The sequence below is a fragment of the Micromonospora sp. IBHARD003 genome, assembly GCF_056106285.1.
In genome coordinates this window covers 2,275,888-2,294,802 of the sequence record NZ_JBWBBX010000001.1, presented here as the reverse complement: position 1 = coordinate 2,294,802, position 18,915 = coordinate 2,275,888, and the positions used below count along the sequence as shown (strand labels likewise).

The following is an 18,915-nucleotide window of genomic DNA, read 5'->3' as shown; positions in this document are numbered from 1 at the left end:
GGGATCAGATTCCCGAGAACGAAAGAAGTCCAGCCACGATGATCGGGACAGTCCGGCAGTTCTTCCGGCTTTTCACCCGCCCCAAGGTCGCCCGGCCGGTGATCTGGAGCGTGGTGTCCCGTCTGCCCGTCTATCTCGTGTCGCTCGCCCTCATCCTGGTGGTTCGCGAGCAAGGCGGCGGCTATCCGGAAGCCGGGCTGGTCTCGGCCGTGTACACGGTGGGCATGGCGCTGGGCAGCCCGCTCATCGCCCGGCGAATGGACCGGGCAGGCCCGAGAACCGTCCTGCTCTTGACGGGGCTGGCGTATCCGGCGGCACTCATCGCCCTCGTGTGGGGGCCGGGCCCTGCGAGCCCGGCCCAACTCGCACTGGCCGTCCTCGCCGGAATCGCCCTGCCTCCGGCCAACGCGTTCATGCGTACGTTGTGGGCCCGCCTACCGCTCACCGACGAAGAGCGGGACACCGCCTACCTCTGGGAGGCGACCCTCACCGAGCTGCTCGTCATCGGCGCACCGCTGATCTTCGCCGGTGTCATGATCGCCGGGTCGGCCGCGGAGGCCCTCACCGTCGTGGCCGCCGTGGGCGGTGCGGGCGCGATCGGGCTGGCCTTCACGCCGTTCCCCCGCGCCGGCTCCGACGAAGCCTCCCCGGCGTCACCACAGGCTCCCCGCCGGGCGTGGGGACCGCTTGCGGACCGGGACATACGGGCTGTGGTGATCGTGGTCGGCGTGGCCTCCGTGCCCATCGGCCTGATGACGCTGGCCATACCCGCACTGGTGGGCGACTTCGGCTCGCCCGGTGCCACGGGTGTGGTCTACGCCTGCTGGGGCGTCGGCAGCGCGGTCGGGGCGCTGGCACTGGGCCGTATACAGTCCACACGACCGGCGCACGAGCGCTTCCCCCGGCTGCTGCTGATGTATGCCGTCGGAGCCGCACTGCCGGTGGCGGCCACGTCCGAGCTGACCCTCGGGCTGGCCCTGGCGGTGGGCGGCGCCCCGATCGCCCTGGTGTCCGCATGCGAGATGACGCTGGTCAGCCGGCTGGCCGACCCGCAGCAGCAGGCCGAGACATTCACCTGGGTCTCGCTGGCCACCGTGACCGGCGACGCAGTGGGCCAGCAGACGGCCGGCCTCCTCGTCGATCCACTGGGAGCCCGTGCGGTCTTCCCGGTCGCGGCGGGCCTGTGCCTGGCCGCGATGGCCGCGGCCTTCGCATTCCGCGGACGGTTCGCCCGGTCGACCTCCCCCAACGCTCACGCCATCTGAACGGCCCCGCACCCGGCACTGCCGGAGCGGCGCCGTTCAGGGAATCAGGAAAATGGAAGTGACCTCACAGCAGTTCGGCGGGACCGGACACCTTGCTGCCTCCGCCCCGAACGACAGCACGGCAGACACGCACCACGTGTCCGTGTTCCAGCCCGTGGAACAAGCCGAACTGCCCCAAGCCGTAAAGGTGTTCCTGCAGGACCCCGCCAGGCAGCGCATCCCCCTGGTGGCCACCGGACGCCCCGACCTGACCGCGTCGATGGATCTGGCCCGGCAGCTCTACGACGGGACCCTGCTCCCGGACCCGGTCGACCACGCCGTCCTGCTGGACGAACCCGCCGACCTGCCCGACGGGCTCGTCGACCTCGTCCGCCCTCTGGCCCGGAACTGGCTGTCTCCTGCCGACCTGGACCGCTTCGGCGACGAGACGCGCGGCACGCTCCTGGTCGTGGGCACCTACTCCCACCTGCGGATGGACCCGCTCCGCGCCCTGCTCAACCGCAGCTACCGCGCGCCGGACGTCGGCCTGTCCTTCCTCAGCGGCCGGGACTGGCGTTCGCTGCTGTGGAACATCGCCAAGCAATACGCCCGGACCGACGGCGCCCTGACCCGAACCGGTCTGTTCACCGACACCGACCGGCCGGCGTCCGTGGCCGGCGTCCACACCTACGACGACCGCGACTTCGAGCGGACCGACATCCAGGCCGCCGTCCTCGAACATCGCTGGCGTTCCGTCGTCTTCCAGGGACACGGCAAGGACGACAGCATCAACCTCGGCGAGTTCACCATCTGCGGTCTGAACTCGACGGCGCCGCGCGACCCCGGCGCGCTCGGCCCCCGCTGCGCCTACGGACTGCCCTGCTACAAGCCCGAGGACAAACTGGTGCCGCTCAACCAGGTGCGGGCCGCGGAGGTCGTCCTCAGCGCCTGCAACAGCGGGCCCCTGTCCGATCTGGCGCTCTACGACCCCCGGTACCAACTCCTGCTCAGTGCCCTGGACAGCCCCGCGCGCACCGTGGTCTCGGCCGTCTCGGTGCACGACTCGGACCGCCCGGAGAACATGGCCTGGATGCACGCCGCGGCCACCGGCGCGGACGCGGTCGACGTCCTCAACGCCAGCCTGGCCGGCTCGCACCCCTACCCGGCCTTCATGAGGTTCGGCCTGCCTTCCGCCCGGAGCGCGGACCTGCCCACCCCCCAGCCCTCCGACCACCGGCCCGACGATCTGGTGCTCACCACCGGCGCCCGGCTCACCGCTCTGCTCACCGGCGAACTGCTGCCGCCCCAGGACCCGCTGCGGCCGAGGCTGGAGAAGCTGGCCCGCAAAACCGATCAGTGGGTGGCCCGGCCGACCAGCCTGGCCAGCAAGTCGGAACGGGAGATCCGCGCGTCTCTCACCGCCGATCTGCAATCCCTCGACCACGTCATCGCCCAGCAGGTCGCCGCCTCCCCGGAGACCGAGCTGATGAACTACCCCGCCTACTTCGGCGACCGCAGCCGGCTGGACGAACACGTCGAAGAGGTCGTCTGCCACTGCGGCCGGCCGGCCCAGAGCTTCACCCGGCGCGGCCTCCTGCCGCACATCCTCGACACCGTCTGCGTGGTGTGCCTGCGGTGCGGAGACGTCGTCTTCCGCGTCCCCGGCGCCCCCGAACTCCAGGCGTACGCCGCGGACGAGGTCGCCGCCGGCGAGGTGCTCGACGTACACGCCCACCTGACCGCTGCCCGACCCGGACCCGTACGCCTGGGGCTGTTCGTCCCCAGCTATCTGCGCGACGACACCGTGGTCGAACCAGCCGTCACCAAGATCAAGGGATCGGACCGGGAAGCCCGCGAGGTGTCCTTCCGCGTGCATGTGGCGCCCGGCACCGCTCCCCAGGCCTACTACTTCACCGTCTTCGCCGTACAAGACCTCGCGATCACCACCGCCCGGCGGCACTTCGGTGTCGTCCCCCGGCAGAACTGACCGGCCCCCCCGAAAGTTAGGAACAGCCATGACCCAGACCGGCACCGGCCACGCCAACCATGACACCGCCACCGAGGCCGACAGCGCCAAGCCCGAGATCCGGCTCATCGAAACCAATGGCGAAGTCACCCTGAGTATCGGCGGCGAGCAGGCCATGCAGGAGTGGGAACGGGACCTGATGTGGGCCAGCGCGGATCTGCTGTGCCAGCACGGCACCGACTTCTACGAGGTCGGGCTGGGACTCGGCCTGTCCGCGCTGCGCATCGCCGAGAACCCCGCCACCCGCAGCCACACCGTGCTCGAGATCTTCGACGAAGTGGAAGAGCTGTTCCGGGCCAAGCACCCGGAGCTTCCCCCCACCCTGTCCATCGAGCGCGGTGACTTCTTCCAGCGCATCCACGAGCTTCCCACGGAGAGCATCGACGGGATGTTCTTCGACCCGGCGCTCGACATGGAGGTGTGGAAGGACGAAGAGCTGTGGGCGAAGACCGTGCCCCAGGTGGTGCGCGTACTGCGCCCCGGCGGCGTCTTCATCCCCTTCTTCAGCACCAGGCCGGAACTGCGCTGGCAGTACGTGGACCACTTCCGCCGCATCCACGTCGAGCGTCACACCTACACGGCGTACGACACCACCGAGTACACCTACGACGGCACCAGTGGCAACGCCTACATCCAGTGCTTCATCAAGGACTGACCGAAGCCCTGCGGTCCACCACATGCACCGGGCCGTCAGCCGGCTCTCCCTCTCTGCCCGACCGGCCCTGACGCACCGACCGGCGCCCATCGCACCGAACACGGCGGTGGGCGCCGGCGGCTCGTCCGCGCAGACCCGGAACGCGGGTGCCTCCCGGATCTCCATCCGGTGCCGTTCGACCGCCCGTCCCGCCTAGGGGGCTTCTGACGGATCTCCGCGGCGTCGCGACGTCCGGCACGCCCCCACGGCCTTACGGCGTGGGAGGTACCCCCACTCGCCGCACCGGCCGAAAGCCCAAGCACGTCCAGTACGAGGGCTTCAGCCGGCACTCCGAGAGCACGCACCGGACGCCGCTCCTTCCTCCACGGAGATCCATCAGAAGCCCCCTACCATGCGCCGCCCCTCGCGATACCCTTACGCACCGCTAATGGTCACTTCGCCGTGGTTTCGGGAGAAAAGGGCCGTGCCGCACGTTACCCCGCGTCGGCGATGACACAAGAGAGCCGAGCGGGCAGGATGGCCGGATGCGTACGGATCGACGTCGAAGCACCACTCCGATAGCCCTGGCCGCGCTCGCCCTGACCGCCGTCACGGCTCTCACGGGCTGCGGGGCGGGTGACGAGAAGGCCCCCGACGTGCCCAAGACGGCGACGGGGACCCTGGAACAGCTGGCGGCCCAGGCGGAGTGCAAGCCCAACGTCTCCACGGACGCCAAGGAGCTGCGGCAGGCCAACTGCGCGACCAAGGACGGCAAATACGTCCTGACCACCTTCGCCACCGACCGCGGCCAGCGTGAGTGGATCAACGAGGCCAACGACTACGGCGGCGCCTATCTCGTGGGCCGCAAGTGGGTCGCGAGCGGCGAGGAGAAGGTCATCACGGCACTGCGCGACCGGCTCGGCGGCGATGTGGAGACGGGAGCCTCGCACGACGGACACTCGGGCGCGGCCAACGGCGGCGGTTCGCACGACGGGCACTCCGGCCATGACGGGGGCGGCGACGCCAGTGGCTCGGGCGGCAAGCAGGACCACTCCGGCCACCACTGAGGCCGCCGCGGGCGGCGTGTGCCCCGGGCTTCCCGGGGCACACGGGACACCCGGGTGCGCGGAGGGTGAAGCAGGACGGCCGCATGGTGCGCGAGGCCGGGAACGCGAAAAGGGCCCGCCGGGTACGGCGGGCCCTTTCCGGTTGCGATGACTGCCGGTGTGATGACTACCGGCAGCTACGTCCGGTGTTGATGCAGTTCACCACCTGGTTCATCAGGTTCTGGTTGAAGACGTTGATGAAGTCGCCGTGGTCGGTGATCGGCTTGTGCAGGTTCTCCGGGAAGGAGTCGACCGCGAACACGCTGGGGTTGTTCCCGCCGAAGGCCGGCGGCGGCACGTTGTAGACGATCCGCTGCACCAGCTGCGGAATGGCCTTGAAGCCGTTCGCGCAGCGCCCGTTCTTGTCGGCGAAGGCCACATGCGTACGGTGGTTGGCGCTGTCGGTGTTCTGGCCGTCCCAGCAGCTCTGGAACTTGAACGACCGCACCACCTTGCTGCCCTGCGGGCAGATCGGGTACTTGTCCTTCAGCTGGCGGTTCTCGAAGCCCGTGCAGCTCCAGGACGCGTTGGCGTTGGCGGGGCCGTTGACGAAGGCCTTGGCGTCACCGGTGATGATGCGCAGGAACTTCGGCATCGCGGTGACCTTGCCGGCCGGGTTGCCGACGAACTTCATCGTGACCTGGGCCGGCGTCTGGATCTTGCCGACGTTCTTGTCCTTGCCACCGCCGTCCGCCTGGGCGTCGTTCGCGTTCTGACCGTTCTGCACCCGCAGCACCGGCCAGAAGTAGCTCGACTTGTCGCCCTGGTTACGGCAGGTGGTCCGGCCGCGCGCGAGGGAGTTGTCGCTGGCGAAGGCGTCGTTGGCCTGGTTGCCGACGTAGTCGTGCATATGGTGCGCGCCGTTGCTCACACCGGGCGCCACGATGACGTTGTCCGGGTTGAACTTGCCGTTCTGGTTCGTGCCGCACTCGGTGGTGAAGACGCCGCGGGAGGCGTTCCGGAGCTGACGCGGGTTCTGCACGTTCGGCTGGACGGACTTGATGTCGACGAAGTCCCCGGCCGCGGGGCCGTTGCCGGCCTGACCGCCGCCGCCCTGGCCCTGACCGCCGTTCTGGCCCTGGCCACCATTCTGGCCGCCGGTTTGACCGCCGGTCTGGTTCTGGCCCGCGTTCTGGCCCTGGCCGCCGGTCTGGTTCTGGCCGGCGTTGTCGTCGTCGCCACGCAGCGTGCACGATGCCATGCCCTCGAGCCCCTTGGGCTGCTGGGCGGCCTGCTGCTGGTTGATGAGGGCGATGATCCGCTGGATGATCACCAGTCGTTCGTTCTTCAGCGGCGTCAGGATCTGCTGCTGGCCGTAGGTGCGGTCGCTCTGGATCCGCGCCTTGTTCTCGGCGAACCTCTGGTAAGCCGTAGTGATCTGGGAGTCCAGCGTGGCGAGTTGGCGGTCAACCGATCCGCGTACCTGTTGGGGTACCTCGGGAATCTCGTTTCCGACGTCCGGACAGTCGATGGTGGACACCGACTGCAAGCCGTTCGTGGACTGGAGCGGACGCTGGCCGGACCAGCCCTCTCCTGCGGATGCGTAGTAATTGGCCGCTACCAACCCACCTCCGCCCAGAATGAGGGCAGCCGAGGCAGCGATCGCTCGGGTTGCCAGCGTTGAGCGTTTGCGTGATGTGCGTCCCATGGAACTCCAATCCCGGGAGGGGTAGCGCGTCGTTCCATACGGGCGCCGTCGGGGCGGTGTTCAGCCGGATGGCCAATTCGTAGCTTCCTCCGTCCGCAAACCCGGACGGAGCGACAGACACCGTGCGATCCCCGGGAGATCGCATGAGAAGCCCCGATTACCCACGATTGCCGGTCGAGAGAGACTCTCATCGACACATACGGGAGCCAGCTGCTGCTACCCATCCCTTCGCGATGTACTCCTCAACTTCCCCCGAAGAAAGCGGAGTCGGCTCGCCGCAGATCGGATCAGGCCGGGTCAGGTCAGGTCAGGTCGGTTTCGTCCGGGCCACGGCCCCGGAAGCCGGCCAGGAGCGCCGCGTCCTGATCCGGTGAGAGCCCCACATGGCTGCGGACCTCACGCACGGGCGGTTCCCCCTCGAGGGAGCGCAGCCAGGCCCAGGTGTCCGCCACGGTCTCCCGGACGGGACGGCAACGCAGCCCCGCCGCAGAGGCCTTGGACACATCCGCCCCGTGCATCGCGTCGTACGTCTCGCCGCGCGGGATCCAGATCGGCAGTTCCGTCCAAGGAGCGACCCCCCGCGCCGCGACCGTCTCCGCGTCGAGCCAGCACAGCCGTGCGTCCGCCCCGGTGACCGCGACGCACTCGTCCAGCAACTCGCCCATGGTCGTGTGCCCCGGCGGACTCACCACGTCGTACGCGCCGGACAGCATCCGGCCCGGCGCGTCGAGGACCCATTGCGCCAGATCACGCACGTCGATGTACTGCAAGGGGAGGTCCCGTGGGCCCGGCGCCGGGACCGGGCCGCCCCGGGCCACCCGGTTCAGCCACCAGGGCAGCCGGCCCACGTTCTCCCAGGGGCCGATGATCAGTCCCGCCCGCACCAGCAGGGAGCGCTTCTCGCCGAAGGCCTCCACGGCGGCCAGCTCACCGCCCCGCTTGTCCCTGGCGTAGTCCGTGGGCCCTGAACCGGCCTCGGCACCTTCCACCAGGGCGCCGCTCTCGTTCTGGCCCGCCCGAGCCGGCCATGCGTAGACGGAGCGGGAGGACACATAGGCGTAACGCCCCGCGCGGTCCGCGAGCAGCCGCGCCGTTTCCTGTACGGCGCGGGGCGCCAACGACCAGGTGTCCACCACCAGGTCCCAGTCGCCGTCGGCCTTCTCGAGGGCCTTCAGCCCGCCGGGGGCCTCACGGTCGCCGTGCAGCACGGTCACCCCCTCGGGTGCCGGGTGCCGACCGCGGTGGAACACGGTGACCTGCCAGTCGCGTGCAACCGCCCCGTCGACGACCGCCCGGCCCACGAACTCCGTCCCGCCCAGCACCAGAAGCCTCATGGTCACCACTCTGCCCCCGCCGGGCCGGGAACCCGCGGGCATTCCGCTCGCAGGGAAACAATTCCGCTCCCAGGGAAACCCGGGAAGCCAGGGGAGACCAGGGAGACCGGGGGAGATCAGGGAGACCAGGGGGAAAGCAGGAACCGGCACCCCTGGACCGGGCTCCCGGACCGGCTCGGTGGAGCCGGTCCGGGCCGGGACGACCCAGGCCCCATGAGGGTTCCGCCGCATGGGCTCTGTGCCCCGGGGGTTCTTACGGGGCGCTCACGGGGCGTACTTGTAGCCGACCCTCCGCACGGTCTGGATCGTGTGGCGGTGCTCGGCGCCCAGCTTGCGGCGCAGCCGCGCCACATGGACGTCGACGGTCCGGCCGTCGCCCACGTGGCCGTAGCCCCACACCGTCGTCACCAACTGGTCGCGGGTGTGCACCCGGTGCGGATGCGCGACCAGATGGGCCAGCAGCTCGAACTCGAGATAGGTCAGCTCGAGGGGCCGGTCGCCGACGACTGCGGTCCGCCGGGACGAATCGATCCGCACCGGCCCCTCCGCCGCGCCCTGCTGCCCGTCCCCGCCCGCGGGTGAATCCCCCGGGGATACGGCGGCAGGCGGCGCGGGGGCCGGGGAGACCGGTGGCAGTCCCGGCGCGGCGGCACCGTACAGGGGCGGCTGCCGGTCCGCCGGTACGAGCACCAGATACCCGACCATCGGCGGGCGGCCGGGCAGACTGGGCAGCGTGTGCGGGGGCGCGGGCAGCCAGGTGGCGCCCGGCGGAAGGAAGTCCGTGACGTGCACGGCCTCGTCCGGGGCGACGGCCCGGAGCCGGTGACGGTGCGTGGAGGGGGCTCCCGAGGCGGCCGGCACCGCAGATGCGGGAGCGGAGGACGCAGCGGACACGGAAGGCGCGGTGGGCACGGCGGCCGTGGGAATCGTGGCGGTCGCGGTGGAGAGGGAACGGGCGGTTGCCATGGGGGATCAGCTCTTTCGCGCGGAGGGGGCGTCGAGTCGGTGATGACGGGACGTACGTCGTGCGCGTCGGCCGAAGGCCCGGCTCGGGAAGGTCCCGCACGGAAAGGTCCGGCTCGGGAGGGTCCGAAAGGGCTTTAGAGGGCCGACGCGTTCCTCACGCGGCAACACACGCGGTCGAAGTCGTGGTGCTGACGGGACGGCCAGAACGGCTCGAGGTCGCTGCGACCCGTCGCGATGTTCTGAAGGCTGGCCATTGCCCCATTCAAGCAGACGCGGGGATACGGCAGCAGGCCCCTCTCACTGGGCGGACGCCATGTGGCGTGATCCCGGCGGGATCTGACGCATCACAGGCCGGCAGCATGTCCTGTCCGGGCCGCCGGGCTCACCCCACCAGCCTCTTCCGCCAGTCCAGCGGCGTCACCGTGATCGCCTGGCCCGGGTCACCGCCCCACTCCACGGACAGGCCCGCGTCGGCGAGCGCCGCCACGACCTCCCGCCAGATGGACGCCGTGGTCTGCGCCGAGCCGTCGAACCCGCCGTACGGCAAGGTCAGTCCGGCCCCCGCGGCCGCGGAGTCCGTGCACTGGGTGTGGAAGTAGACGAAACCGCGTGCGTCCGGCGAGCCTGCGCCGCCTATCTCGGACTGACCGCAGCTGCGGCAGCAGGTGAAGTGCTCCCGGGCGGTGATCCCGCTCGCCTCCAGAGCCGCGAAGGCGCTGGTGATCCGCTCCGGGTCGGTCTCCCCCTCCCAGCCCGCCTGCTCGGCGACCCGCTCCAGCCACATCCGGTCGACGAGCTGCCGTGCCTGCTCCCGCGACACCGGGCGGTGCTTGCCGTCGACGAGATAGTCCTCGGCGGCCTCGTCCAGCTGGGCGCGGGTGTCGTAGCCGCCGACGAGCAGCTCGCGCACCCGCGTCTCGAGCACCTCGCGGTCGCCCGCATCCAGCTCGGGTGCCGGCTCCGGCTCCGGTCCGAGATCCAGCAGGGTCCAGTCCAGGCCGGCGTCCCAGCCGTCCTCGCGCCGCGCCCAGCCGAGCATGGCCTCCACCACCGCCTCAGGCCGGTCGACCTGCGCCTGGAAATGGCGGTCGTGCCCGCCGTCGCGGTGCTCGAGCATGTAGTCGCGGCGCTTCTTGTGCCAGACCTGGATGAAGACATCGGGCAGGTCGGGTATGCACTGGACGACGAGGAAGTTGTCGCCCTTCGCGCCGATCCGCCGCACCAGCTCGTCGAGCTGCTGCGCTGTCGGGCGGACGTGCCGCTGCCCGTTCTCGGTCTGCACGGTGATCTCAAGCATGCGCACCACCATGGCAGACCCCACCGACAGCGAAGGAGGCGCCCGCCGGGTTCCGGTCGGGCGCCTCCTCGGCGGTACGGGGGTCAGACCTGGCCGGCCTTCTCCAGCGCGGAGCAGCAGGTGTCCACCAGCAGGCGGGTCACCACGTAGGGGTCGACGTTGGCGTTCGGGCGGCGGTCCTCGATGTAGCCCTTGCCGTCCTTCTCGACCTGCCACGGGATGCGGACCGAGGCGCCGCGGTCCGAGACGCCGTAGCTGTACTCGTTCCACGGGGCGGTCTCGTGCAGACCGGTCAGACGGTCGTCGATCCCGGCGCCGTAGTTCTTGACATGGTCCATCGGCTTCGAGCCCTCGCCCAGCGACTCGCACGCGGTGATGATCGCGTCGTAGCCCTCGCGCATCGCCTTCGTCGAGAAGTTGGTGTGCGCGCCGGCGCCGTTCCAGTCGCCCTTGACCGGCTTCGGGTCGAGCGTCGCGGAGACGTTGAAGTCCTCGGCGGTGCGGTAGAGCAGCCAGCGGGCCACCCACAGCTGGTCGGACACCTCCAGCGGCGCCAGCGGGCCGACCTGGAACTCCCACTGACCCGGCATGACCTCGGCGTTGATGCCGGAGATGCCCAGACCTGCGGTCAGGCAGTTCTCCAGGTGCGCCTCGACCACGTCACGGCCGTGGATCTCGTCCGCGCCGACGCCGCAGTAGTAGCCACCCTGCGGGGCCGGGAAGCCACCGGCCGGGAAGCCCAGCGGACGGTCGCCGTCGAAGAAGGTGTACTCCTGCTCGATGCCGAAGATCGGCTCCTGGCCCGCGAACCTCTCCGCGATCCCGGCCAGCTGCGCCCGGGTGTTGGTCGGGTGCGGGGTCATGTCCGTGTTCAGGACCTCACACATCACCAGGATGTCGTCGCCGCCGCGGATCGGGTCCGGGCAGGTGAAGACGGGCTTCAGCACGCAGTCGGAGGCGTGGCCCTCGGCCTGGTTGGTGCTGGATCCGTCGAAGCCCCAGATGGGCAGCTCGTCGACACCGGCGACGGCCGCGGTCAGTATTTTCGTCTTGGAACGGAGCTTCGCGGTCGGTTCGGTGCCGTCGATCCAGATGTACTCAGCCTTGATGAACGTCACGGGGCCTCATCCTTTGCACGGTGCTGCGGGGTATGAGGCGCAGCTTGGCAATTCCGGATTTCCCGTCCATTGCCCGATTGTGAACCCCGTGTTACTCGGCATTCCCGCGTCCCTCGCAGCCGCGCGAGAGTCGCGGTGAGGTGCTCGGACGCCTTTGTATACAGGGCCTCGTACGGGATCGGGACGGTCCGCCGGGGTCAGGGGCGGACCCCGGCGGACCGTGTCGCCCCGGTGTGGGGTCGGGGCGCGCTGCGGCGAGGAGCCCCGCGCGGGCCTGCGGGGAGGGGCGGCAGATGGCGCCGCCCCTCCCGTGCGTCGGCCCGCCCGGGTCAGCCGACGCGCTCGATGCGCGCCTTGCGGATCAGGAACTTGCCGGGCTCACGGACCTGCTCGAAGGCGGCGTTGTTGAGCAGGGCGCAGCTGCCGGATGCGGACGTCACCTCGACGGTGGTGGACTTGTTGTTGTCGAGGTTGGTGACCTTGAGCTTGGTGCCGACGGGGAACGTTCCGCTGGAGGCCGCGGGGGCGCCGGCCTCACCGGAGAGGGTCACCGTCGAGCCCTGGCAGACGACCTCGCCGCCGCCCTGGTCACCGGCGTTGCCCGCGGGCGGCTGCTCGGCGGCTGGCGGCTGGGCGGCCTGGTCCCCGCCGCCGCCCGCGCCGAGGCGCTCGATGCGCACCTGGCGGATCACGTTCTTGCCGGGCTCACGGACCTGCTCGAAGGCCGCCGCGTTGAGCAGGGCGCAGCTGCCGGAGGTCGACGTGATCTCCACGGTGGTGGTCTTGTTGTTGGCCAGGTTGGTGACCTTGATCTTGGTGCCGATCGGCAGCTCGCCGCTGGAGGCCGCGGGCGCGCCGCCGTCATTGGAGAAGGTGAGGTTCTGCCCCGCGCAGACGACGTCGCCGGCGCCGCCCGCTCCGGCACCCCCGCCACCCGTCGCCTGGCCCTGGCCCTGGTCGGCCGGGGGCTGGGCCGGAGCCGCTGCCTGGTCGCCACCGCCGCCGGAGCCTTCCGCACAGCCCGCCGCCTTCTGCTGGACCTTGATCTGCTTGATCACCGCCTCGCGGTTGGTGATCCTCGCTGCCGACTGGGCGTCGGGATTGGCCCGTTGACCGGCGATGAAGTTCTCGTTGTTGCGGACCGCCTGGGCCAGTCCGTCACAGGCCACCGAAGCGTTGCTCGTTCCGGCATTGCTTGTTCCGGTCATGACGATGGCGGTGCCTCCGACCAGCGCCGCGGCGCCGGCGAGCAGAGCGATCTTCTTCTTTCCGCTGAGGGACTTCTTACGCGACACGTGAGAGCTCCTGTTCCCGGCCGTGAACGGCGACCGGATCCGATCCGTGTGCCGTTACGTACGGGGGCGGCGCGCGGCCGTGCTCAATGACTCAGCCGTAACTTCCTTAACTGGGGCTTAAGTTTGCGCAGGTGGGCGCGGACCTGGGGGTTCCTGCGGCGTCTCATACCCGGCATGTGCCGGCCATCCCCGGAGTCGGCGCCCCGTCGCAGCGCCGTGCCGACCGGCTCCGGCGGCCCCGCGCACCCGGGGCGCCGGTTCGCCACCGGAGCGCTGTGGCTCAGCCGCGGCGAACCGGCCTCCCCGGCCGGACAGGGCTCTCGGTGCACACCGCGTGCGGTGAAGCCGGTTCAGCGGCTCATGGCGTCCCGTACCGCCTCCTCCGTACGACCCACCACGGCGCTGCCGTCCTCAGCCGTGATGATCGGACGCTGGATCAGCTTCGGGTGCTCCGCGAGCGTCGCGATCCACCGGTCGCGCGAGGACTCCTCACGCGGCCAGTCCTTCACACCGAGCTCCTTCGCCACGGCCTCCTGGGTCCGGGTGATGTCCCAGGGCTCCAGCCCGAGACGCCCGAGCACCTCCCGGATCTCGTCAGGGGACGGCACGTCCTCCAGGTACCGGCGCACGGTGTACGAGGCGCCCTCCTCGTCGAGCAGATGCAGGGCGCTGCGGCACTTGGAACATGCGGGATTGATCCAGATCTCCATCCCGTCAAGGTACCCCCTTCCGCCCCTCAAACCCCGTCTGGCCAGCGGCGATTGTCAGTGCCGGGCGGTAAAATCGAACTAGTTCGTGAGGGTCCAACCACCGCGCCAGGAGGTCGCCGATGGCCATTGCCGCAATCACGACGACGCCGCACCAGACGTCGAATCCGAAGCCGAAGCGGAGGACCAAGTCAGCGCCGGCCGTGACGCCGGGGAAACCGAGGAAGCAGCCGCTGCCCGCCGGGCTGCCGCGTGAGTGGTACGAGTCCCACAACCGCAGGCTCAAGGCCATGCGTCTCGCGATCGCCCTGCTCGACACGGGCGTCTACCACCCGGCGAACGCCAGCAACCGCCGGATACGCACCGCCGCCCAGCGCATCGGCATCCACCCGCCGTCCGACACCACCTGCAGCATGGTGCGGTCGCTGATCCACTACGCCGACTGACACCGCAGGACCCGGGACCCGAGGGCCGCGGGACGGCGCTCCTCGGAAGGGTCCACGTGCGGCCCGGGGTCTCGCGCCCCGGGCCGCACGTCATCCCTGGTGCGGCCCGCCCGGCTCGATCGGCGGCAGCCGGTAACGTCCCTCCAGCACCGCCGCCCCGGGCACATAGAGCCGTACGACGGGCCGGAACTCCCCGGGCGGCGCGGGCAGCCAGTTGGCGGCCTCGTCCGGGTCGTCCGGCCGCTCGCGCCGGATGTGGAGGGTGAGCGAACCGTCCTCGGCGCGCACGAGCCCCGGGGTGCGGTCGCCGATCGAGTACCGCTCGATGGGATTGGCCACCAGATAGTGGTCGGGGCTGTCGTACATCGTCACCGACCAGAACGCCTCGACCGGCGGCGGCTGTTCGAGACGCAGGGTGTATGCCTTCTCGCCGCTCAGCCGCTCGCCGCGGGAGTCCGTGTACGTCCTGGCGTACACCGTCTCGTAGCCGTGGACACCCCACAGGGCGGTGCGTGCCGCCACCGCCCTGGCCAGGTAGGACGCCGTACGGTCGGGGAACTTCCACTGCGGTGAATCGAGGGTGCCGACCCCGAAGTGGTCGAGGTTGTAGTCCCAGGCATGCGGATCGGTGATCCACTCCCCGGGGGCCCCGCTCCCGGGCGCCGTACCGCCGTGGGCCGCGGGCACCACACCCCGGTGTGCCGCTCCGGCCGCCTCCTCGATCCGCGCCCGGCCCTCGCCGAACCCCTCCTTCAGCGCCCTCGCCAGCGCAGGGGCGGGGGAGGCATAGGGCGAGGGCCCCTCCTCCAGCAGCCCGAGCGACTGGAAGCGCTCCTGATAGGCGGCGTCGGCCGCCGAGGGCGGGAAGTCACCCATCCACACGCGCAGCTTCTCGAAGAAGCCGAGCGCTTCCGGCACACCCGGCTCCGGAGTCGGCAGCCCGGTCCGGTGCTCGGCCGCATCGAGCCGCTCGAGCTCCAGCGCGTCCTGGAGTGCCGTCACCCTCGGCATGTCCTCCGGCCCGTCACAGGCCCAGCGCCCGACGACCGTCACCACGGCGGTCGGCGCGTCGATGACCCCCCGCACCCCCTCGGGCTCCCGTCCCGGCCAGCCGGGCGGAGCGATCAGCCACCGGCCCCCCGCGGTGCCGGTGGCGCGGGATCCGACGTACGCGAAGGTGTTGGTCCAGGCGTCCACGAACTGCAGCACGTGGTACGCCCCGCCGCTGTCGGGTACGCGCAGCGACAGCGGACCGCCGGAGAGGTCGAGCTGGGCGACCGAGTACACCGTGTCGTTGTTGGCCGACACGAACGCGTCGTGGTGGTCCGCGAGCTTGCGGGAGTGGGCGAAGGAGTTGAACGGCGTCGGCGGCAGCCCCCCGATTCCCTTGCGCGCGAAGGCCCCGGCCACCGTCAGCTGGTAGACCAGCGGATATCCGTACACGTACGCCTCGGCGGCGAGTGCGGCCGCATCCGCTGCCGTCGGGTCCGGCGTCGTCGCATCGGCCATCGAGCTGCCCTCCGGTCGAAGACTGCGTCCCCATTGGGTGATTTGTCGGGATTCGAAGTCTAGGTCCTGTTCGGGTGAACTTCGGGACAACCCCTGCGCGCGGCGTCGGAAGCGGGCCGCCGTGCCGCCGCCGCTTCTCACCGCCGCCCCGAGCTGCCCGTACCGCCATCGAGTCGTGCCGCTGCGGCTCTGGGCAGTCAAGGGCGTCGCCCTTACGCTGCGGAGAGCGCTCTCAGTTCCTGCTGTTCCACCCCCACGAACCGGAACAACCGAAGGGATCACTGATATGAGCCGCGATACGAGACGTGCACCGAGCAGGCTCACGGGCTTACGCACCGCCCTCTCCGCCCTCTGCGTACTGCTCCTGCTCGGCGCCGGGAGCGGCGCCGTGTTCACCCCCACCGCCGCCGCGGCACCGGCCGCGGAGGAGCCGGCCGCGCCGTCCGGGCTGATCGCCGCGATGCGCGAGGACCTGGGCCTGACCGAGTGGCAGGCACGCGAACGCCTCGCGCAGGAGAAGGCGGCGTTCGCCGTACAGGGCAAGGCGGAGAAGGCGGCCGGCGACGCATACGCCGGCACCTGGTTCGACCCTGACCGCGGAAAACTGGTCGTCGCCGTGACCAGCCGTCAGAAAGCCTTCGCCGTACGGGCGACCGGCGCCGAGGCCCGCCTCGTCGTCCACACCGCCGCGTACCTCGACGCGGTCAAGGCCCGCATCGACCGGCTGAAAGCACCGGCAGGCGTGAGCGGTTGGCATGTCGACCCCCGCGCCAACCGGGTGGTCGTGCAGGTCGTCGCCGCACAGCGCGACACCACCGACGTGAGGGCCTTCGTCGACCGTGCCCGGCGCGGCGGCCCCGTCCATGTCGAGACCGTGCGCCACGCACCGGCCACCTACGCCGCCGGAGTCGTCGGCGGTGACCCGTACTACACGGGCAACGTCCGCTGCTCCATCGGCTTCTCGGTGCGCGGCGGCTTCGTCACGGCGGGGCACTGCGGCCGGCCCGGGAGCTTCGTCCGCGGCTGGGACCGCTCCGACATGGGCTGGTTCCAGGGCTCGTCCTTCCCCGGTGACGACTACGCCTGGGTGAGCACCGGCTTCGGCTGGTGGACGGTGCCGGTGGTGCTGGGCTGGGGCACCATCCCCGACCGGCTCGTCCGGGGCTCATGGGAGGCTCCGGTCGGCACCTCGGTCTGCCGCTCGGGTTCCACCACCCACTGGCACTGTGGCACGGTCCTGGGCCGGGGCGAGACCGTCCACTACGCCCAGGGTGATGTGTACGGGATGGTGAGGACGAACGTGTGCGCACAGGGAGGGGACTCGGGAGGCTCGTTCATCAGCGGTGACCAGGCGCAGGGCGTGACCTCCGGCGGCTGGGGCAACTGCAGCTCGGGCGGCAACACCTGGTTCCAGCCCGTCAACGAGATCCTGAGCCGCTACGGCCTGACCCTGCACACCGCGTAATCCCGCACCCCGCGCAACCCTTCGCCCGCACGGCGAGTGCGACGTGTCACAGACTAACCAGCCGGAGCTGTGGGAACGTCAACTCAGTGGCTTCGTAGCGGAGTTGCTGAAAGCCCGAGAGTGATGACCGGGCCGGGAACGCCCGGTACCGGCGGCGGACACCCCAGGGCGTCCGCCGCCGGTACCGGGCTGCGGCGGAGGCATCCGGCTCGGGACGGTCTGCCCGTGCGTGGAGAGGATCGAATGAGCGCTCCGGACACCATGACGCTCGACCAGGCGGTCGACACCACCCGCTATCCCCTGTCGGACCCGGGGAGCCCCGAGGCCCTGGCCGTGCTCGAGCGCGCCCGCCGCGAGCTCGCCGAACTCGGCTGCACCGTACTGCCGGACTTCATCCGACCCTCGCACCGCGACATCCTCGAACGGGAGTGCGCGGCCATCGCCCCCCGGGCTCACTTCGACGTCGAAACCGTCAACGTCTACAACATCGCCCTCGACCCCGGGCTGCCGCGGGCCCACCCCGGCCGCACGACGTTCCAGCGGGGCAACGCCTTCGTCGCACGCGACCGCATCCCCAAGGGCTCGCTCATCAGCAGGCTCTACTCGCACCGGGAGTTCCAGCGCTTCGTGGCCCGTTGCTTCGGATTGGGACAGCTGCACGAACTGGCGGACCCGCTGTCCGGGCTGGTGCTCAACGTCGTAGAGCCGGGCATGGAACACCCCTGGCATTTCGACACCAACGAGTTCACCGTGAGCATGCTCACCCGGCAGGCCGGGAGCGGCGGGGACTTCGAGTACTGCCCCAACATCAGGACGGCGCAGGACGAGCGCTTCGACGATGTCAGGGCGGTGATCGAGGGCCGGGGCGACCACCTCGTCCGGCGCCTCCCCCTGCAGCCGGGAGACCTCCAGCTGTTCAAGGGCCGCTACTCGCTGCACCGGGTGAGCCCGGTCGCGGGCGAACTCGCCCGCCACTCCGCGATCTTCGCCTACAGCGAGCGCCCCGGAGTCATCGGGAGCGTGGCACGGACCCGGCAGCTCTTCGGCCGTGTCCTGCCCGAGCATCTGACGGCCGAAGGCCGGGCGGTCAGAGGCGACGGGCTGCTCGACTAGGCCCGGACAGACCTAGGTCCCTCACGCCGCCGACGTCCTCGACGTCGTCCAGGTCGGTAGGACGGGCCGGATCGGACCGGATCGGCGCGGCACCCCACCGAGCAGCGCCGCGAACCGATTCCCGCCGCGAGTCCCACACTGTCTACGGAGGAGCCAGCCCCGTGCGTTTCGACGCGACCGGAAAAGTCTCGCTCGACGACATCTACCACCAGCCCGATCCGCGCACCTACTTCCAGGTCCTGCGCCCGCTCGGCTACTGCGTGCCCCAGCTGGCCAAGCCGTACTTCGCGAAATTCGTCAACGAGTACCGGGAGGCCCGGCAGGTGGCCGAGCCCACGGTGCTGGACATAGGCTGCTCGTACGGGATCAACGCGGCCCTGATGAAGTACGACGCGACCATGGACGAGCTCTACGAGCGTTACGGTGAGCGCGAGTGTGCGGGGGAGTCCCGAGACGCCCTGCTCGCGCGTGACAGGGAGCTGTCCCGGTCACGCCGGCCCGCACAGCCCGTCCGCTTCGTCGGCCTGGACGCCTCCGTCAGCGCCCTGTCGTACGCGCGCGAAGCCGGGTTCCTCGACGACGCGGTCCACGCCGACCTGGAGACGGACGACCCCACGCCCGCACTGCGCGACCGGCTCGCAGGGGTGGACCTGGTGATCTCCACGGGCTGCATCGGCTATGTCACCGAACGCACTCTGACCCGGGTGGTCCGCGCGCAGGGCGGCCGCCTGCCGTGGATGGCCCACTTCGTGCTGCGGATGTTCCCCTTCGACGCGGTCGGGGAAGCCCTGGACGGACTGGGGTACCGGACCGTCCGGATCGACGGGACCTTCAGACAACGGCGGTTCGCCTCGGCACGGGAACAGGCGCTCGTACTCGACGGCATGTCGGCCGCCGGAGTGGATGCGCGGGGCCTCGAGGCGGAAGGCTGGCTCCACGCACAGCTCTACCTTTCCCGGCCGAACGGCACCTCAGGTCCCGACGAACCGAATCGAGAGCAGAATTGA

General features: G+C 70.5%; 16 protein-coding genes. 8 read left to right on the top strand and 8 right to left on the bottom strand.

Annotated elements, in window-relative coordinates; genetic code table 11:
* The first annotated feature begins 38 nt into the window (after nucleotides 1-38).
* The 4 genes from ACTWOL_RS10180 (at nucleotide 39) to ACTWOL_RS10165 (ending at nucleotide 4,971) form a co-directional block, all read left to right on the top strand.
* Nucleotides 39-1,265: an MFS transporter gene (locus ACTWOL_RS10180; protein ID WP_474296283.1), complete on the top strand. Its 1,227-nt coding sequence runs from the start codon at nucleotides 39-41 to the stop codon at nucleotides 1,263-1,265.
* A gap of 52 nt (nucleotides 1,266-1,317) precedes the next feature.
* Nucleotides 1,318-3,231, top strand: a complete 1,914-nt coding sequence (locus tag ACTWOL_RS10175; RefSeq protein ID WP_474296282.1) for a hypothetical protein — start codon at nucleotides 1,318-1,320, stop codon at nucleotides 3,229-3,231.
* A 28-nt stretch (nucleotides 3,232-3,259) separates the two neighbouring features.
* Complete coding sequence (locus ACTWOL_RS10170; RefSeq protein ID WP_474296281.1) at nucleotides 3,260-3,925, top strand: class I SAM-dependent methyltransferase; 666 nt, start codon at nucleotides 3,260-3,262, stop codon at nucleotides 3,923-3,925.
* 524 nt (nucleotides 3,926-4,449) lie between these two features.
* Nucleotides 4,450-4,971 carry a hypothetical protein gene (locus tag ACTWOL_RS10165; RefSeq protein ID WP_474296280.1) on the top strand — a complete coding sequence of 174 codons (522 nt, stop codon included), beginning with the start codon at nucleotides 4,450-4,452 and terminating at the stop codon, nucleotides 4,969-4,971.
* Between the two features lie 166 nt (nucleotides 4,972-5,137).
* On the opposite strand, the gene ACTWOL_RS10160 is transcribed toward ACTWOL_RS10165, so the two are convergent.
* The 7 genes from ACTWOL_RS10160 to ACTWOL_RS10130 all read right to left on the bottom strand — a co-directional run bounded on the left by ACTWOL_RS10160 (nucleotide 5,138) and on the right by ACTWOL_RS10130 (nucleotide 13,378).
* The gene (locus ACTWOL_RS10160) at nucleotides 5,138-6,574 is read right to left on the bottom strand and encodes a DUF1996 domain-containing protein (protein WP_474296279.1); all 1,437 of its coding nucleotides are present in this window, start codon (nucleotides 6,572-6,574) and stop codon (nucleotides 5,138-5,140) included.
* A gap of 386 nt (nucleotides 6,575-6,960) precedes the next feature.
* Nucleotides 6,961-7,992: an NAD-dependent epimerase/dehydratase family protein gene (locus ACTWOL_RS10155; RefSeq protein ID WP_474296278.1), complete on the bottom strand. Its 1,032-nt coding sequence runs from the start codon at nucleotides 7,990-7,992 to the stop codon at nucleotides 6,961-6,963.
* A gap of 264 nt (nucleotides 7,993-8,256) precedes the next feature.
* Nucleotides 8,257-8,958 carry a winged helix-turn-helix domain-containing protein gene (locus tag ACTWOL_RS10150; protein ID WP_474296277.1) on the bottom strand — a complete coding sequence of 234 codons (702 nt, stop codon included), beginning with the start codon at nucleotides 8,956-8,958 and terminating at the stop codon, nucleotides 8,257-8,259.
* A 382-nt stretch (nucleotides 8,959-9,340) separates the two neighbouring features.
* Complete coding sequence (locus tag ACTWOL_RS10145; RefSeq protein ID WP_474296276.1) at nucleotides 9,341-10,255, bottom strand: DUF6891 domain-containing protein; 915 nt, start codon at nucleotides 10,253-10,255, stop codon at nucleotides 9,341-9,343.
* Between the two features lie 83 nt (nucleotides 10,256-10,338).
* Complete coding sequence (glnII, locus tag ACTWOL_RS10140) at nucleotides 10,339-11,373, bottom strand: glutamine synthetase (protein WP_474296275.1); 1,035 nt, start codon at nucleotides 11,371-11,373, stop codon at nucleotides 10,339-10,341.
* 329 nt (nucleotides 11,374-11,702) lie between these two features.
* Nucleotides 11,703-12,668, bottom strand: coding sequence for an RlpA-like double-psi beta-barrel domain-containing protein (locus tag ACTWOL_RS10135; RefSeq protein ID WP_474296274.1), 966 nt, complete (start codon nucleotides 12,666-12,668; stop codon nucleotides 11,703-11,705).
* Nucleotides 12,669-13,018: 350 nt separating this feature from the next.
* Nucleotides 13,019-13,378, bottom strand: coding sequence for an arsenate reductase family protein (locus tag ACTWOL_RS10130; protein ID WP_474296273.1), 360 nt, complete (start codon nucleotides 13,376-13,378; stop codon nucleotides 13,019-13,021).
* A gap of 119 nt (nucleotides 13,379-13,497) precedes the next feature.
* On the opposite strand from ACTWOL_RS10130, the gene ACTWOL_RS10125 reads away from it, so the two are divergent.
* Entirely contained in the window at nucleotides 13,498-13,821 is a 324-nt protein-coding gene (locus tag ACTWOL_RS10125) for a hypothetical protein (protein ID WP_474296272.1), read from the top strand.
* A 90-nt stretch (nucleotides 13,822-13,911) separates the two neighbouring features.
* Here ACTWOL_RS10125 and ACTWOL_RS10120 read toward each other — a convergent pair whose 3' ends face one another.
* On the bottom strand, nucleotides 13,912-15,330 hold the full coding sequence (locus tag ACTWOL_RS10120) for a DUF1254 domain-containing protein (protein WP_474296271.1): 1,419 nt from the start codon (nucleotides 15,328-15,330) through the stop codon (nucleotides 13,912-13,914).
* Between the two features lie 286 nt (nucleotides 15,331-15,616).
* Here ACTWOL_RS10120 and ACTWOL_RS10115 point away from each other — a divergent pair, with 286 nt between their 5' ends.
* From ACTWOL_RS10115 to ACTWOL_RS10105, 3 genes are all read left to right on the top strand, one after another.
* Nucleotides 15,617-16,795 carry a S1 family peptidase gene (locus ACTWOL_RS10115; protein WP_474296270.1) on the top strand — a complete coding sequence of 393 codons (1,179 nt, stop codon included), beginning with the start codon at nucleotides 15,617-15,619 and terminating at the stop codon, nucleotides 16,793-16,795.
* Between the two features lie 243 nt (nucleotides 16,796-17,038).
* Entirely contained in the window at nucleotides 17,039-17,908 is an 870-nt protein-coding gene (locus ACTWOL_RS10110) for a HalD/BesD family halogenase (RefSeq protein WP_474296269.1), read from the top strand.
* A 161-nt stretch (nucleotides 17,909-18,069) separates the two neighbouring features.
* On the top strand, nucleotides 18,070-18,915 hold the full coding sequence (locus ACTWOL_RS10105; RefSeq protein ID WP_474296268.1) for a class I SAM-dependent methyltransferase: 846 nt from the start codon (nucleotides 18,070-18,072) through the stop codon (nucleotides 18,913-18,915).

Bases quoted from the DNA above. Each gene is read 5' to 3' on its own strand.
- ACTWOL_RS10180 (WP_474296283.1), top strand. From the start codon at position 39: ATGATCGGGACAGTCCGGCAGTTCTTCCGGCTTTTCACCCGCCCCAAG.
- ACTWOL_RS10175 (WP_474296282.1), top strand. From the start codon at position 1,318: ATGGAAGTGACCTCACAGCAGTTCGGCGGGACCGGACACCTTGCTGCC.
- ACTWOL_RS10170 (WP_474296281.1), top strand. From the start codon at position 3,260: ATGACCCAGACCGGCACCGGCCACGCCAACCATGACACCGCCACCGAG.
- ACTWOL_RS10165 (WP_474296280.1), top strand. From the start codon at position 4,450: ATGCGTACGGATCGACGTCGAAGCACCACTCCGATAGCCCTGGCCGCG.
- ACTWOL_RS10155 (WP_474296278.1), bottom strand. From the start codon at position 7,992: ATGAGGCTTCTGGTGCTGGGCGGGACGGAGTTCGTGGGCCGGGCGGTC.
- ACTWOL_RS10150 (WP_474296277.1), bottom strand. From the start codon at position 8,958: ATGGCAACCGCCCGTTCCCTCTCCACCGCGACCGCCACGATTCCCACG.
- ACTWOL_RS10145 (WP_474296276.1), bottom strand. From the start codon at position 10,255: ATGCTTGAGATCACCGTGCAGACCGAGAACGGGCAGCGGCACGTCCGC.
- ACTWOL_RS10130 (WP_474296273.1), bottom strand. From the start codon at position 13,378: ATGGAGATCTGGATCAATCCCGCATGTTCCAAGTGCCGCAGCGCCCTG.
- ACTWOL_RS10125 (WP_474296272.1), top strand. From the start codon at position 13,498: ATGGCCATTGCCGCAATCACGACGACGCCGCACCAGACGTCGAATCCG.
- ACTWOL_RS10120 (WP_474296271.1), bottom strand. From the start codon at position 15,330: ATGGCCGATGCGACGACGCCGGACCCGACGGCAGCGGATGCGGCCGCA.
- ACTWOL_RS10115 (WP_474296270.1), top strand. From the start codon at position 15,617: ATGAGCCGCGATACGAGACGTGCACCGAGCAGGCTCACGGGCTTACGC.
- ACTWOL_RS10110 (WP_474296269.1), top strand. From the start codon at position 17,039: ATGAGCGCTCCGGACACCATGACGCTCGACCAGGCGGTCGACACCACC.